Here is a 15,045-nt window from a genome sequence, read left to right as displayed (position 1 = left end):
GGCGCCTGTGAGGGTAGCCATCGGCGCGCCGACGCGCCATGAAGCACGCCCGGAATCAGGGCAAGGGCACGCCCGCCGCGCGCAGCAGCTGCGCCAGGGCGATCAACGGCAGGCCGATCAGGGCGGTGGGATCGCTGCTGTCGACGCGCTCGAACAGGCTGATGCCCAGCCCTTCGCACTTGAAGCTGCCGGCGCAGTCGAGTGGTTGTTCGCGGGCCACATAGCGCTCGATTTCCACGGCGGAGAGCGTGCGGAACCGCACCTGCGTGTGATCGACCGCCGCGGCCTGGTGCCCGCTGTGGGTATCCACCAGGCACACGGCGGTGTGGAACACCACCACGCGCCCGCTGCATGCTGCCAGTTGTGCGCAGGCACGGGCCACGCTGCCGGGTTTGTGCAGCAGGTTGCCGTCGAGCGCCGCGACCTGGTCGGAGCCGATCACCAGCGTGTTTGCCTGGCCGACGGCGCCGGCCACGGCCTTGGCGATGGCAAGGCGTTCGGCGCGCGCGGCCGGGCTTTCGCCTTCCAGCGGGATTTCATCGACGTCCGGCTTGGCCTGCTCGAAGTCGGCCAGCAGGCGACGCAACGATTCGGCGCGGTAGCGCGAGGTGGACGCCAGCAGCACGCGCGGCGGGGTGGGGGTGTTCATTCGGCATCCCGGTGGATGTGTTCGCGCATCGCGCTGTCCAGATCGTGCTGGGCTGCGCTGAGGGCGCGCAGCAAGGGTTGCAGGCGATCGCGGCTGGTGCGCATGGCGGTGGCCGCGGTTTCCAGTTCTTGCTGGTTGGCGCGCGCGGCGTGGTCGCGGATCCAGATGCGTTGGCGCAGCAGCGCCTGCAAGCCGGCATCCACGGCGTGCCGGGCGTCCTGTTCGCTGCTGCCGGGCAAATCCGGGTTGGCGGCCATGACTGCGTGCGCTTGTTCCAGCCTGCTGCGACAGTTGCGCAGGTCGGCTTCGAGCCGGTCGGCGAGGTCGATGAGCTGCTGCATGGTCCGCATGCGCCGGCCCTGGCGTCGCCGTTGCACGATTGCCCAGGCGGCAAGCGCCACCAGCGCGAGCAGAGCCGCCACGCCGTACGTCAGGGAAGGATCCACGCGAATTGCTTTGCGAAAAGAGAGCTGCAGTCTGCCGCAAGGGGGGCGAATCAGGCAAAATCCTGCGCCACACGGGCGCGAACCGGGCGCCGGGCGCAAGCCGTGACGTTGACTTGACCGCGGCGCGTATCTAACATTCGCTGGTTATGTCCGTGATGTTGCCAGACTCGGTCGATGCATGGCGTGCGGCAGCGGCGCGGCGTTCGTTTGCGGGTACCTTGCCCATCGCCATGCTCAAGCGGTTGTGCGAGGTATTGGCCAGCACCGCGGGCGAGCTGGAATACCGGCTGGATTTCGGCACGGACGCGCTCGGCATCGACGGTGTGGACGTGCATGTGCAGGCACCGCTTACCTTGCTGTGTCAGCGCACGCTGGAGCCGTTCGTGTTGCCGGTCACCGTGGCCATTCGCCTCGGCCTGATCCGTCGCGAGCAGGATGAAGCCGGATTGCCGCCGGAGTGCGAGCCGTTGCTGGTGGCCGAAGACGGCCAGTTGCATCCGGCTGATGTGATCGAGGACGAACTGCTGCTGGCGGTGCCGCTGGTGCCGATCAACCCGGACAGCAGCTTGCCGGATGCCGTACTCGCCGATGATGTGGCCGATGCGGCGGCCGACGAACAGCAGGACAATCCGTTCGCGGTGTTGCGCGGACTGAAGCAATAAAGCGGTCGGGCGTGACAGCCGCGATCATGTAGCTATCGAACACCGAGTTCAGTTGGAGAACCATCATGGCCGTTGCCAAGAGTCGCCGTACCCCGTCCACCCGCGGCATGCGTCGCGCCCACGACAAGCTGAAGACCGTGCAGCTGTCCACCGACCCGACCACCGGCGAAGTGCACCTGCGGCACCACGTCACTGCCGACGGTTACTACCGCGGCAAGAAGGTCATCGAGACCAAGGGCGCGGTGAGCGTCGACGATTGACGTTGGGCCCGGTGCCACCGGGCCCCGCATCATCAACGCAAAACGGCGCGGCGACGCGCCGTTTTGCGTTACGGGCAGGAAACAACGGCGCAGGCCGCCGGCTCCGGACGGTTGCGCATGCGCCGGCCGCAGCGTTCAATGCACAGCTCACGTCTGACGGAAAGCGCAATGGCTCCGATCTACTCCCGCATCATCGCCACCGGCAGTGCGCTGCCTGAGCGCGTGGTCACTAACGCGGATCTCGAAAAGATGGTCGAGACCAGCGACGAATGGATCCGTAGCCGCACCGGTATCCGCCAACGGCATATTGCGGCCGACGGCCAAACCACCGGCGATCTCGCGTTTGCCGCGGCCAAGCAGGCGCTCGAGCGCGCCGGCGTCAAGGCTGACGAGCTGGACATGATCGTGCTCGGCACGACCACGCCGGACATCGTGTTTCCCTCTACTGCCTGCCTCATCCAGCACCGACTGGGTGCCAACGGCTGCGCGGCGTTCGACGTCAACGCCGCCTGCTCGGGCTTCATGTACGCGCTCGGCATCGTCGACAAATTCATCAAGACCGGGCAGGTGAAAAAGGCGTTGGTGGTTGGCGCCGAGACGCTCACCCGCATGGTCGACTGGAACGACCGCAGCACCTGCGTGCTGTTCGGCGATGGCGCTGGCGCGGTGGTGCTCGAAGCCGCGAGCGAGCCGGGCATCTACGCCACGTGCCTGCATGCCGACGGTGGCTACAAGGAGTTGTTGTACAACCCGGTCGGCGTTTCGGTCGGCTTCACCGACGAGAAGAACCATGGCGTGCGCATCTGCATGTCCGGGCGCGAAGTGTTCAAGGTGGCGGTGAAAACCCTCGACTCGCTGGTGGAGGAAACCCTGCAAGCGGCCGGCATGGAGGAGTCGCAGGTGGATTGGCTGATTCCGCATCAGGCCAACCTGCGCATCATCGAGGCCACTGCCAAGCGGCTGAAGCTGCCGATGGAGCGCGTGATCGTGACCGTCGACCAGCATGCGAACACCTCGTCCGGTTCGGTGCCGCTGGCACTGGATTACGCGGTGCAATCGGGCAAGGTGCAGCGCGGGCAGAATCTGCTGCTCGAAGCCTTCGGCGGCGGGTTTACCTGGGCTTCGGCGTTGTTGAGGTTTTGAGAGCCGGGATTGGGAATTCGAAGGAGCGGGCTTCGCGGCGAGTGCGCGGCGGCTTGTTCCCTTGCATTCGCGCGCCGGGCGCATGAATGCGGACCTCCGACGACAACCATTCGAGGGTGGATTCATGAGTGACGTGGCGGCCAATCTGGCGTTCGTGTTTCCGGGGCAGGGCTCGCAATCGGTCGGCATGCTGGCCGAACTGGCGGCGGCGCATCCGGAGGTGAAAGCGACCTTCGATGAGGCCTCGCAGGGGGCCGGCATCGACCTGTGGGCGCTGAGCCAGCAAGGGCCGGAGGAAGAACTCGGGCGCACCGAACACACCCAGCCGGCGTTGCTCGCCGCGAGCGTGGCGGTGTGGCGCGTATGGCAGAAGCAGGGCGGCGCACAGCCGGCGCAGCTCGCCGGCCACAGTCTTGGCGAATACAGCGCGCTGGTGTGTGCCGGCGCCCTGTCGCTGCACGCCGCGGCGGCGCTGGTGGCCGAGCGTGGGCGACTGATGCAGGCCGCCGTGCCGGCCGGCGTGGGCGCAATGGCGGCCATCATCGGCGGCGACGATGCGCAGATTGCGCAGGTGTGCGCCGAACAGGCGCACGGGCAAGTGGTGGCGCCGGCCAACTACAACTCGCCGGGGCAGCTGGTGATTTCCGGGCATGCCGAGGCGGTTGATCGCGTGCTGGCGGCGCTCACCGGGCTCGGCGTGAAGCGCGCGATCAAGCTGGCGGTGTCGGTGCCCTCGCATTGCGCGCTGATGCGCGAAGCGGCCGACCAGCTGGCTGGGCGCATGGCGAAGCTCGACTGGCGGCAGCCGTCGCTGCCGGTGATCCAGAACGTCCAGGGCAAGCATTACGCCACGCTCGACGAGATCCGTGGCGCGCTTGCGCAGCAGCTTTACATGCCAGTGCGCTGGACACAGTGCGTCGAGGCGCTGGTGGTCGGCGGCGCCACGCGCGTGGCCGAATGCGGCCCCGGCAAAGTGCTGTCCGGGCTGATGCGGCGCATCGACAAGTCGCTCGAAGCCCACGCGCTGGGCACACCCGAAGAGTTCGACGCGACGCTCGCTGCGTGGGCATGATCCATCGCACCGTTTTCATCTTTACGGAGTCCGAACGATGAGCCACCCCCTGCAGGGCGAAATTGCGCTGGTCACCGGCGCCAGCCGTGGCATTGGCGCGGCCATTGCCGACGAACTGGCGGCCCTCGGCGCCACTGTGGTCGGCACCGCCACCAGCGATGCCGGCGCCACGGCGATCGGCGCACGCCTGGCGCCGCAGGGCGGACACGGGCGCGTGCTGAATGTCACCGACTCGGCGGCGGTCGAAGCCCTGATCGAAGCCATTGCGAAGGAATTCGGCGCGGTATCGATCCTGGTCAACAATGCCGGCATCACCCGCGACCAGCTCCTGCTGCGCATGCCGGAGGCGGACTGGCAGGCGATCCTCGACACCAACCTCACTTCGGTCTACCGCACTTCGAAAGCCGTGCTGCGCGGGATGATGAAGGCGCGCAAGGGCCGCATCATCTCGATCGCTTCGGTGATCGGGCTGACCGGCAACCCCGGGCAGTCGAACTACGCGGCGGCGAAGGCCGGCATCATCGCGTTTTCCAAGAGCCTTGCGCGCGAGATCGGCTCGCGCGGCATCACCGTGAACGTGGTCGCGCCGGGCTTCATCGACACCGACATGACACGCGCGTTGCCGGAGTCGGCCAAACAGGGGCTGCTCGGGCAGATCGCGCTCGGCCGGCTGGGCGCCGCGGCCGACATTGCGCATGCCGTGGCGTTTCTTGCTTCGCCGGCGGCGGCCTATATCACCGGCGAAACGTTGCACGTCAACGGCGGCATGTACATGGCGTGAGCGGCGTGCCGGCGTTTGAAACGATGACACTCCATACGCACACGCATATCAAACCATTCGCACCGTCGCGCGTTTTCGGCGACAATTGCGCGTTCGCGCCGATGGCAAGTCGGCTTCGCAGCATCCACGGTGGACACGTGGCGCGCGGGTTTCCCGGCCACTACAATCCGCCGGTCTTTGTCGGCCGCGAGCCGGCTTACAACACTTTCTCCGTGGGAGGTTTGGCAACATGAGCACCATCGAAGAGCGCGTCAAGAAGATCGTCGTCGAGCAATTGGGCGTGAAGGAAGACGAAGTCACGGCGAATGCCTCGTTTGTGGACGATCTCGGCGCCGACTCGCTCGACACCGTCGAGCTGGTGATGGCCCTCGAGGAAGAATTCGAGACCGAGATCCCGGACGAGGACGCCGAGAAGATCACCACCGTGCAGCAGGCCGTGGACTACATCAAGGCCCACACCAAGGAATGACCTGTCGGTTGGCCGGCGGCGTGTTCCGCAAGCCGCACGACAACACCGGAAGCTGCGCCGCGAGGGCGCAGTTTTCGTTTGTGCAACCCGCCACGTCCGACCCCGTATGGTGGACGAACGGCGTGCGCCGCCAACGCGGTGTCGCGCGTGGGCGATTCCCGAGACACGAAGGAAAAGCAGCATGAGCAAGCGACGCGTGGTAGTTACCGGCATGGGCATCATTTCGCCGGTTGGCAATGATCTGTCCAGCGCCTGGAACAACCTGCTCGCAGGCGTGAGTGGCATCGGTCCGGTCACCCATTTCGACGCCAGCGGCTACGCGACGCGCATCGCCGGGCAGGTGAAGGATTTCAATCCCACCGACTGGGTATCGCCGAAAGACGTCAAGAAGATGGACCACTTCATCCAGTACGGCATTGCCGCCGGGACCCAGGCGATGCGCGACGCCGGGCTGGAGGTGAGCGAGGCCAATGCACCGCGCATTGGCGTGGCAGTGGGCGCCGGTATCGGCGGCCTCAACACCATCGAGGACACCTCGATCGAGCTGCATGAAAAAGGCCCGCGCCGGGTGTCGCCGTTCTTCGTGCCCAGCTCCATCGTCAACATGGTGTCCGGCTATCTGTCGATCATGTTCGGCCTGAAAGGGCCCAACATCGCCTGCGTCACCGCCTGCGCCACGGCTACCCATAACATCGGCCTGGCCGCGCGCATGATCCAGTACGGCGACGCCGACGCCATGCTGGCTGGCGGCGCCGAGTTCGCCACCACTGGCACCGCGATGGCCGGGTTCTGCTCGGCCAAGGCAATGTCCACCCGCAACGACGATCCGACCCACGCGAGTCGCCCGTGGGACAAGGATCGCGACGGTTTCGTGCTGTCCGATGGCGCCGGTGTACTGGTGCTGGAGGAATACGAAGCGGCGAAGGCGCGCGGCGCGCGCATCTATGCCGAGCTGATCGGTTTCGGCATGAGCGGCGACGCCCACCACATCACCGCGCCAAGCGAAGGCGGCGAAGGGGCGGCGCGCTGCATGGAAAACACCTTGCGCGATGCCGGCCTGAATCCGACCGAGGTGCAGTACATCAACGCGCACGGCACCTCGACGCCGCTCGGCGACCTAGGTGAGGTGATGGCCGCCAAGCGCGTGTTTGGCGATCACGCCTACAAACTCGCCATGAGCTCGACCAAATCGGTCACCGGCCATTTGCTCGGTGCCGCCGGTGGCGTCGAGGCGATCTTCTCCATTCTCGCGCTGCGCGATCAGGTGTTGCCGCCGACGATGAATCTCGATGTGCCGGGCGAAGGTTGCGATCTCGATTTCGTACCCAACACTGCGCGCCAGGTGAAAGACCTGAACGTGGTGATGTCCAATTCGTTCGGTTTTGGCGGCACCAACGGCACGCTGGCGTTCCGTCGCGTTTGACGTGACGGCTGGCCTGTGCCGCACGCTCGCCGGCCGGCGCGATCTGCTCGCGCCGGCTGCCGCGTTTCCCGTGCGTTATCCCGCGCTGCTCGAAAGCGTGCTGCACGGCACGCCCCAGGCGCGCTACGACATCCTGTTCGGTTTCCCGCAAGACCGGCTTGAGCTGGGGGCCGATGGCCGCGTGCGCGACGTGCACGGCGCCGTCAAGGGAACGCGCTTTCTGGAAGCGCTGGATGCGGCGTGGCAGGCCGAGCGCACACCCGAAGCCGACGACGGCTTGCCGTTCCACGGCGGCTGGGTGTTGCTGCTGACCTATGAACTGGCGCGCGAAATCGAACCGACACTGGCGCTGCCGACGAGTAACCGCATGCCAGTGGCCATGGCGCTGCGCTGTCCGGTGGCCGCCATCGTCGACCATGTACGCGGGTGCACTTCCCTCGTTGCCGAGCCGGGGCATGCAGCTGAGCTGGACCAGCTCGAAGCCGACCTTGCATCAGCGGACGGGCTGCCGCCATTGCCGGCTCCCCTCGGCGTGACCGAGGACGAACCCGCGCGGTTTCTCGACGGCGTTGCGCGCATCCACCAGCACCTGCGCGCCGGCGACATCTTTCAGGTGAACCTGTCGCGCGCATGGCGGGCAACTTACGCCGAAGCACCGCCGCCAGCGGCCCTGTACGCGGCGTTGCGCCGTGCCAATCCCGCGCCGTTTGCGGGCCTCCTGCAGCAACCGGGCTGGGCGGTCGCCAGCTCCTCGCCGGAACGCCTGCTCGAACTGCGCCATGGCGAGGCGCAGACCCGTCCGATCGCCGGTACCCGCCCCCGGGTGCCGGGCGACGACGACCCGGCGCGCATCCGCGAGCTGGTGGGCAACGTCAAGGAGCGCGCCGAGCACGTGATGCTGATCGACCTCGAGCGCAATGATCTCGGCCGCGTGTGCGTGCCCGGTTCGGTCGCGGTCAATGAGCTGATGACGGTGGAGAGCTACACCCACGTGCATCACATCGTGTCCAACGTGCGTGGCCGCGTGCGCAACGGCGTGACGCCGGGCCAGGCGATTGCCGCGGTGTTTCCCGGCGGCACCATCACCGGCTGCCCCAAGGTGCGCTGCATGCAGATCATTGCCGCGCTCGAAGGCGAGCCGCGCGGCGCGTACACCGGTGCGCTCGGCTACCTCGACCGCAGCGGCGAGCTCGACCTCAACATCCTGATCCGCACCTTGGCGCTTGAAGGTGCCGGCGTGAGCTTGCGTGCCGGTGCCGGCATCGTGGTCGATTCGGTGGCCACGCGCGAGCTGGAGGAAACTCGCGCCAAGGCGCGCGGCCTGTTGCGTGCGCTTGGCGTGGAGAATGCCTGATGCGGGTGAATGGTGAGCCGGCGGCGCTGATCGCTGCCAATGACCGCGGGGTGATGTATGGCGACGGCCTGTTCGAAACGATCCGCTTCGAGCGCGGCAACGCCCCGCTGTGGCCGCGCCACATGGCGCGCCTCGCGCACGGGTGCGAACGGCTGAAATTGCCGGTGCCGGACACGGCGCTGCTGCAGCGCGAAGCACTGGCCGAAATTGGCGATCGCGAGCAGGCGGTGGTGCGCATCACGCTCACGCGTGGCGTCGGCACGCGCGGTTATGCGCAGCCGGCAGCGGTGCAGGCGACACGCATCGTCGCCGCTTCGCCGTTGCCACGGCTGGAGCCCGCGATGTACCGCGACGGCATTCGCCTGTACCGGTGCCAGACCCGCCTGGGCGATCAGCCGCAGCTGGCGGGCATCAAGCATCTGAACCGGCTCGAACAGGTGCTGGCACGCGCCGAATGGGACGATCCGGCCATGGCCGAAGGGCTGGTCTGCGACACCCACGGCAACGCGATTTCGGCGACCGCCGCCAACCTCTTTGCGGTGATCGATGGCAACGTCGTCACGCCTGGCGTCGAGCGCTGCGGAGTGGCCGGGGTGATGCGGGCGGAAGTGCTGGCGGCGTTGCCCGGCGTGGCAGCACGCAACCTGCCGCTGGCCGAGTGCCTGGCCGCCGACGAGGTCTTTCTCTCCTCCAGTGTTCGCGGCATTCTGCCCGTTCGTGCCGTGGGCGATGCCCGGTTTGCCGCACCCGGCACGGTCGCGCGCGCCATGCTGCAACACTGGTGCGAACTCGGCTTTTCGATGGGGCAGGCATGATGCGCGTGGCATGGCGTAGCAAGCGGTTTCGTCTCGGCCTGCTGCTGGCAATCGGCGTGGCCGTGCTCGCTGGCGCCGGTTGGTTATGGCACGACTTCACGCGTTTTGTACGGGCGCCGCTGCAAGTCGCGACGGCCGGCGAAACCGTGGACATCGCGCGCGGCACTGGTTTCAAGGATATCGTCGGCCAGCTGCATCGCCAGCACCTGACAAGCGCGCCCGCGTGGTACTGGCGCGCGCTGGCGTTACGGCTCGGCGTGGTCGGCAAGCTGCATGCGGGTGAATACGCCGCGCCGCCAGGCATCACGCCCCGCGAGCTGCTGGCGAACATGGCATCCGGCAAGGTGCTGCAACGCAACTTCACCATTGTCGATGGCTGGACGTTCCGCGAATTGCTGGCTGCGCTCGGGCGTGCCGACAAGTTGCAACACGCCACGACCACGATGGACGCCGCCGCGATCATGCGCGCCATTGGCGCGTCCGGCGACGCGCCGGAAGGCTGGTTTTTGCCCGAGACCTACGCCTACGTGAAGGGCGACAGCGATCTGGACATCCTGCGCCGCGCCCATGGGGCGATGGTGAAGCTGCTCGCGCAGATGTGGCCGGCGCGCGCGCAAGGGCTGCCGCTGGCCACGCCATACGATGCGCTGATTTTCGCCTCCATCGTGGAAAAGGAAACCGGCCGCGCCGACGAGCGTGCGAAAATCGCCGGCGTGTTCGTCCGCCGACTCGAGGATCACATGTTGCTGCAGACCGACCCGTCGGTGATTTACGGCATGGGTGAGCGTTATCAGGGCAAGATCCGCAAGGTCGACCTCACCACCGACACCCCGTACAACACCTACACCCGCGCCGGCCTGCCGCCCACGCCGATCGCGCTGCCCGGCAAGCCGGCCTTGGAGGCCGCCCTGCATCCGCAATCCGGCACTGCGCTGTATTTCGTCGCACGCGGCGACGGCACTCACGTGTTCGCCGACACGCTGGCCGAGCAGAACCGCAACGTCGCCTGCTACCAGCTCAAGCGCTGCAGCCATGACTGAGCGCGGCCGTTTCATCACGCTGGAAGGCGGCGAGGGCGCCGGCAAGAGCACCTTGATCGCCGGCCTCAAGGCGGATTTCGAGCGCCGCGGCATCGACCTGGTGCTGACCCGCGAACCGGGCGGTACGCCGCTGGGCGAGGCGGTGCGCGGCATCGTGCTCGATCCCGCGCAGCGCGGGTTGTGCGCGGAAACCGAACTGCTCTTGATGTTTGCCGCGCGCGCGCAGCTGGTGCGCGAAGTCATCGCGCCGGCGCTGGCCGCCGGGCGCTGGGTGCTCGGCGACCGCTACGTCGACGCCAGCTATGCCTACCAGGGCGGCGGTCGCGGGCAACCGGCGGCGCGCATCGCCGAGCTGGAGCGCTGGGCGTGCGCCGGCATCCAGCCCGATCTCACCTTGTTGCTCGACTTGCCGATTGCCGCCGGCCGTGCGCGCGCGCAAAACCGCGGCGCCGTGGATCGTATCGAGGTCGAGGCCGACGGCTTCTTCGAGCGCGTACGGGCTGCCTATCGCGCCCGGGCCGCCGCCGAACCGCAGCGCTTCCGGGTGATCGATGCCGGCCAGTCGATCGACGTCGTGTTGCGCGCCGCGCTCGCCGCGGTGGCGCCGTTATTCGGGGCGGTGCCATGAGCCCGCCGTGGCATGCCGATCCATGGGCGCGTCTGCAGGCGCGCCACACGCGCGGCGCGCTGCCGCATGCCCTGTTGTTTTGCGGTCCGGCCGGCCTCGGCAAGCGCGGGTTCGTGCGCCGGTTTGCGCGCGGCCTGTTGTGCGAGCGCCCGGTGGACGGCGCGGCCTGCGGCAGCTGCCGCACCTGCCGCTTGCTGGATGCCGGCACGCACCCCGACCTGATCGAGATCGGCTTTGCCCTGCGCAAGGACGGCACGCCGCGCACCGAGATCATTGTCGACCAGATCCGCGAGCTCTCCGCGCGGCTGGCGATGAGCAGCCAGTTTGGCGGCTGGAAGGTCACCGTGATCGACCCCGCCGATGCAATGAATACCGCGGCGGCCAATGCGTTGCTGAAGACGCTCGAAGAGCCGGCCGCACAAACCTTGCTGATGCTGTTGGCGGATGCGCCGTGGCGCTTGCCGCAAACCATCCGCAGCCGTTGCCAGCGGGTCGAGTTTGCCCTGCCGCCGCGCGCGCAGGCGCTGGCGTGGCTTGAGGCGCAAGGCGTGACCGGCGCTGCCGCCGCGCTCGATGCGGCCTTGGGCAACCCCGGCCTGGCGCAAGCCTGGTCGCAATCGGGTGCGCTGGAACGGCGTACCGGCGTGCGGCGCGACCTGGCTGCGTTGGCCAGCGGGCGCGGAGAGGTGGCCGGCGTGGCCGCAGCCTGGCTGGCGGACGAGCCGGCGCAGCGGCTGTGGTTTGCGGCGCAGGCCGCCGCCGACGAGCGCCGCGCGCGCGCAGCGCAGGCGCGCCCCGCGCTGGGCAGTGTGCTGGCGGACGAGGCGTTGGCACAGTGGTACGCGGCCGCCAACCGCACGCGCGATCGCCTGCGCACCACGCTGCGCGCCGACCTGATGCTGCTGGAACTTCTCGTGCAATGGCGTTGAACGCCAACGGTGCGACGCGACCGATCTTCTCGCCACGCACGCGTCTGTTGGTGGTGGCCCCGCACCCGGATGACGAGACGCTCGCGAACGGCGTGCTGCTGCAGCAAGTGCTGGCCGCCGGTGGCACGGTAGGGGTGTTGTTGCTCACGGCTGGCGAAAACAATCCGTGGCCGCAGCGCTGGCTTGAACGGCGCTGGCGGATCGACCCGGCCGCGCAGGCGCGCTGGGCACAGCGACGGCGCCATGAGCTGGATGCGGCGCTACGTGAGTTGGCGGTGCCGACCGACACGCTCGAATGTCTCGCCTGGCCTGACCTTGGCGTGCTCGACCGCGTGCTGCGCCCGGAGCTGGGTGCTGTCGCCCAGTTGCGTGCCGTGCTGGCACGCTTCGCTCCGGATGTCATTGCATTGCCGGCGCTCGCCGACCGCCATCCCGACCATGGCGCAGCGCATGTGCTGACGCGCATGGCGATCGCCGCCTGGGGCGACACGCCGACGCTGCTGGAATATCTCATCCACGGCGTTGACGCGGATGCCCGGGCCGTGGCCGCGGACGCGACCCCCGCACAGCGCGCCGCGAAACAACGTGCCGTGGCGGCACATCACAGCCAGCTGGTGCTGAGCCGGCGCCGCCTGCGGCGCTGGGGCGAGCGGACGGAGCAGCACGCCGTGCATGCTGTGCCGCCGCGGGTGGATGGGCTGTTGCCGTGGCATCCATCGGCTGTGGTGCGCGCGAAGGCGTGCCTCACGGCGGTCACCGTGAGGGGCGACGTTGGCCGCTGGCGTTGGCGCGAGGCGCCCTTGGTGTGGACGGGCACGGACTGGCGTCTGGCGTGGCCGCACGCGGCTGCCGCCGACACCTGCTTCGTGCGTCTGTCGCTCGACTGGCCATCGCCGTGGATCTTCGATCGCTGGGGCTGGCGCGAGATTCGGGGCGCCAGCACGCAGCTCGCATCGCGCATGTGGTCGGACTGAAGTCCGACACACACGGTGTGGGTCGGGCTTCATCCCAACCGGGTTGCGGCAATGCCGCGACATGGCGCCGCCCGTGGCGGATGCTTTCCGTGGCCCGAGCTCTTAGCATGGGCGGCGCTCGCCGCCTGCCACCAAGGAACCCGCATGAACCCGGTCGCCGCCCGTCAGGGCATCATCTCGCTGAAGCTCAGGGATGCGGCTTCGCTGTACAACGCGTACATGCCGTTTCTGCGCAACGGCGGGCTGTTTTATCCGACCACGCAAAACTATGCGCTGGGTGACGAAGTGGTGGTGCTGGTGAGTCTGGCCGACGAGAGCGAGCGCATTTCGTTGGTGGGCAAGGTGGCGTGGATTTGCCCGGCCGGTGCGCAGGGGGCGCGCACTGCCGGCATCGGGGTGCACTTCAACGATTCCCCGGATGCGGAAGTGGCGCGCCAGAAGATCGAAAACGCCTTGGCCGGGGTACTCAACTCCGAGCGTCCGACGCTCACGATGTGAGGCTCCCGTGAGCGCGCACAGCGCGTTCTTGCGTGTGATCGGGTGCCGTCAAGCTGTTGTGGTGCTGGCATGCGCTGATACAATGCTGCGGCTCGCGACCCCACGCGATGTGAATAGTCATGTGCCGGCTGCTTCGGCAACCGTCGCCCCCTGCGGAATGCATGGCCGCCAGGCCATGCCGAATCGAGTTGCCGGACCGTCCGCCCACGGTCACTGATGCGCCACGACGGCGCGGAGGTACGTTGCATCGTGATTGCCGAATACTGGCCTGTGCTTCTTTTCATTGCCGTGGCGATCGGCCTCGGCATCGCCCTGCTCGTGATCGGCCTGCTGGCCGGCCCCCGGCGCCCCGAAACCGAAAAGCTCTCGGCGTACGAGTGCGGCTTCGTCGCCTTCGAGGACGCCCGCGCCCGGTTTGACGTGCGCTACTACCTGCTCGCGATCCTGTTCATCATTTTCGATCTCGAAGTCGCGTTCCTGTTTCCGTGGGCCGTGGTGTTCAAGCAGATCGGCATCATCGCCCTGATCGAGATGGTGCTGTTCCTCGCGTTGCTCGTGGTCGGTTTCGCCTATGTCTGGAAGAAGGGGGCGCTCGAATGGGAATAATCAATTCCATCAGCCGGGTGATGAACAACCCGGAGCCCCTGAACCTGGTTGACGACATCCTGCGGCCGGCGGGCGACAACCCGGTGGTGCAGCGCGGGTTTGCCACCACCAGCCTCGATGCGTTGATGAACTGGGCGCGTACCGGCTCGATGTGGCCGATGACGTTTGGTCTCGCGTGCTGCGCGGTGGAAATGATGCACGCCGGTGCCTCGCGTCTGGATCTCGACCGCTACGGCGTGATTTTCCGCCCCAGCCCGCGCCAGTCGGACGTGATGATCGTCGCCGGCACCCTGGTCAACAAGATGGCGCCGGCGTTGCGCAAGGTCTACGACCAGATGCCCGAGCCCAAGTGGGTGATCTCGATGGGCAGCTGCGCCAATGGCGGCGGCTACTACCACTATTCGTATTCGGTGGTGCGCGGTTGCGACCGCATCGTGCCGGTGGACATCTATGTGCCGGGCTGCCCGCCGACGGCCGAGGCGCTGGTGCACGGCATCCTGCAGTTGCAGCGCAAGATCCGCCACAGCAGCCCCACCACCATTGCCCGCGGTTGAGGCTCGATCATGACTGACACGCAACCGACCTCGCTGGCGGAACGCCTTGTTGCGCGCTTTGGCGACACGCTCAAGGTCACCACCCAGCGCACCGAGGTCATGGCCGAGCTGGCGCCGGGGGATCTGGTTTCCGTCGCCACCGCGCTGCGCGACGAGGCGGGTTTCAAGTTTGCCGAGCTGATCGATCTGTGCGGCGTCGATTTTCTGGGCTACGGCCAGGCGGAGTGGAACACGACCGACGCCACGGCGACGGGTTTCTCGCGTGGCGTCGAAGGGGAGGCGATGGGCCGTTTCGCGTGGGAAAACCGCCCGCGCAACGTGCGCTTGCCCAACCGCTTTGCCGTGATGGTGCACCTGCTGTCGACCACGCTGAACCAGCGCGTGGCGCTACGCGTGTTCTGTCCCGACGACGTGCTGCCGCTGGTGCCATCGATCACCGGCGTGTGGCCGGTCGCGAGCTGGTACGAGCGCGAGGCGTTCGACCTGTTCGGCATCGTCTTTGAGGGCCACCCGGATCTGCGCCGCCTGCTCACCGATTACGGCTTCGTCGGCCATCCGTTCCGCAAGGATTTCCCGCTGATCGGCAACGTCGAGGTGCGCTACGACCCCGAACAGAAGCGCGTGGTGTACGAGCCGGTGACGTCCGTGGTGCCGCGCGTGCTGGTGCCGCGCGTGATCCGCAACGACGTCGATCTTGAACAGGCCGAAGCCGAAGCCGCCGACGACTGGCGCAGGAACTGAC

19 protein-coding genes are annotated in these 15,045 nt (G+C 67.6%); 17 read left to right on the top strand and 2 right to left on the bottom strand.

Annotated elements, in window-relative coordinates:
* Positions 1-55: 55 nt before the first annotated feature.
* Both AC3WP6_RS10490 and AC3WP6_RS10485 read right to left on the bottom strand, forming a co-directional pair.
* A complete protein-coding gene (locus tag AC3WP6_RS10490; protein WP_492627654.1) occupies positions 56-649 on the bottom strand; it encodes a Maf family protein in 594 nt (197 codons plus the stop codon).
* Positions 646-1,095 (bottom strand): hypothetical protein, encoded by a 450-nt coding sequence (locus AC3WP6_RS10485; protein ID WP_492627653.1) that lies wholly within the window; start codon positions 1,093-1,095, stop codon positions 646-648. Before AC3WP6_RS10485 ends, AC3WP6_RS10490 begins: the two co-directional genes overlap by 4 nt.
* A 146-nt stretch (positions 1,096-1,241) precedes the next feature.
* Between AC3WP6_RS10485 and AC3WP6_RS10480 the strand changes: the two genes are divergently transcribed.
* The 17 genes from AC3WP6_RS10480 (at position 1,242) to AC3WP6_RS10400 (ending at position 15,044) form a co-directional block, all read left to right on the top strand.
* A complete protein-coding gene (locus AC3WP6_RS10480) occupies positions 1,242-1,757 on the top strand; it encodes a YceD family protein (RefSeq protein WP_492627652.1) in 516 nt (171 codons plus the stop codon).
* 65 nt (positions 1,758-1,822) lie between these two features.
* Positions 1,823-2,017 (top strand): 50S ribosomal protein L32, encoded by a 195-nt coding sequence (gene rpmF / locus AC3WP6_RS10475; protein WP_492627651.1) that lies wholly within the window; start codon positions 1,823-1,825, stop codon positions 2,015-2,017.
* Positions 2,018-2,185: 168 nt separating this feature from the next.
* Positions 2,186-3,160, top strand: coding sequence for a beta-ketoacyl-ACP synthase III (locus tag AC3WP6_RS10470; protein ID WP_492627650.1), 975 nt, complete (start codon positions 2,186-2,188; stop codon positions 3,158-3,160).
* A gap of 124 nt (positions 3,161-3,284) precedes the next feature.
* A complete protein-coding gene (fabD, locus tag AC3WP6_RS10465; protein ID WP_492627649.1) occupies positions 3,285-4,232 on the top strand; it encodes an ACP S-malonyltransferase in 948 nt (315 codons plus the stop codon).
* Positions 4,233-4,269: 37 nt separating this feature from the next.
* On the top strand, positions 4,270-5,013 hold the full coding sequence (gene fabG, locus AC3WP6_RS10460; RefSeq protein ID WP_492627648.1) for a 3-oxoacyl-ACP reductase FabG: 744 nt from the start codon (positions 4,270-4,272) through the stop codon (positions 5,011-5,013).
* A gap of 229 nt (positions 5,014-5,242) precedes the next feature.
* The gene (gene acpP / locus AC3WP6_RS10455) at positions 5,243-5,482 is read left to right on the top strand and encodes an acyl carrier protein (RefSeq protein ID WP_077483687.1); all 240 of its coding nucleotides are present in this window, start codon (positions 5,243-5,245) and stop codon (positions 5,480-5,482) included.
* Positions 5,483-5,663: 181 nt separating this feature from the next.
* The gene (gene fabF / locus AC3WP6_RS10450) at positions 5,664-6,905 is read left to right on the top strand and encodes a beta-ketoacyl-ACP synthase II (protein ID WP_492627647.1); all 1,242 of its coding nucleotides are present in this window, start codon (positions 5,664-5,666) and stop codon (positions 6,903-6,905) included.
* 1 nt (position 6,906) lies between these two features.
* Complete coding sequence (locus tag AC3WP6_RS10445) at positions 6,907-8,259, top strand: aminodeoxychorismate synthase component I (protein WP_492627646.1); 1,353 nt, start codon at positions 6,907-6,909, stop codon at positions 8,257-8,259.
* On the top strand, positions 8,259-9,074 hold the full coding sequence (pabC, locus tag AC3WP6_RS10440; protein ID WP_492627645.1) for an aminodeoxychorismate lyase: 816 nt from the start codon (positions 8,259-8,261) through the stop codon (positions 9,072-9,074). The genes AC3WP6_RS10445 and pabC overlap by 1 nt, the downstream gene beginning before the upstream one ends.
* On the top strand, positions 9,074-10,114 hold the full coding sequence (gene mltG / locus AC3WP6_RS10435) for an endolytic transglycosylase MltG (RefSeq protein ID WP_492628683.1): 1,041 nt from the start codon (positions 9,074-9,076) through the stop codon (positions 10,112-10,114). The genes pabC and mltG overlap by 1 nt, the downstream gene beginning before the upstream one ends.
* On the top strand, positions 10,107-10,742 hold the full coding sequence (gene tmk, locus AC3WP6_RS10430; RefSeq protein ID WP_492627644.1) for a dTMP kinase: 636 nt from the start codon (positions 10,107-10,109) through the stop codon (positions 10,740-10,742). Before mltG ends, tmk begins: the two co-directional genes overlap by 8 nt.
* On the top strand, positions 10,739-11,671 hold the full coding sequence (gene holB, locus AC3WP6_RS10425) for a DNA polymerase III subunit delta' (protein WP_492627643.1): 933 nt from the start codon (positions 10,739-10,741) through the stop codon (positions 11,669-11,671). The genes tmk and holB overlap by 4 nt, the downstream gene beginning before the upstream one ends.
* Positions 11,662-12,645: a PIG-L deacetylase family protein gene (locus tag AC3WP6_RS10420; protein WP_492627642.1), complete on the top strand. Its 984-nt coding sequence runs from the start codon at positions 11,662-11,664 to the stop codon at positions 12,643-12,645. Before holB ends, AC3WP6_RS10420 begins: the two co-directional genes overlap by 10 nt.
* A gap of 144 nt (positions 12,646-12,789) precedes the next feature.
* Positions 12,790-13,143 carry a PilZ domain-containing protein gene (locus AC3WP6_RS10415; RefSeq protein ID WP_492627641.1) on the top strand — a complete coding sequence of 118 codons (354 nt, stop codon included), beginning with the start codon at positions 12,790-12,792 and terminating at the stop codon, positions 13,141-13,143.
* Between the two features lie 249 nt (positions 13,144-13,392).
* Positions 13,393-13,749, top strand: coding sequence for an NADH-quinone oxidoreductase subunit A (locus AC3WP6_RS10410; RefSeq protein WP_492628682.1), 357 nt, complete (start codon positions 13,393-13,395; stop codon positions 13,747-13,749).
* Complete coding sequence (locus AC3WP6_RS10405; RefSeq protein ID WP_492627640.1) at positions 13,740-14,303, top strand: NuoB/complex I 20 kDa subunit family protein; 564 nt, start codon at positions 13,740-13,742, stop codon at positions 14,301-14,303. Before AC3WP6_RS10410 ends, AC3WP6_RS10405 begins: the two co-directional genes overlap by 10 nt.
* 9 nt (positions 14,304-14,312) lie before the next feature.
* Positions 14,313-15,044, top strand: a complete 732-nt coding sequence (locus AC3WP6_RS10400) for an NADH-quinone oxidoreductase subunit C (protein WP_492627639.1) — start codon at positions 14,313-14,315, stop codon at positions 15,042-15,044.
* Position 15,045: the final 1 nt, after the last annotated feature.

The sequence above is a fragment of the Rhodanobacter sp. FW106-HT46G03 genome (assembly GCF_058789895.1).
The sequence above is the reverse complement of the archived record's forward strand: the minus strand, read 5'-3'. Positions and strand labels throughout refer to the sequence as shown.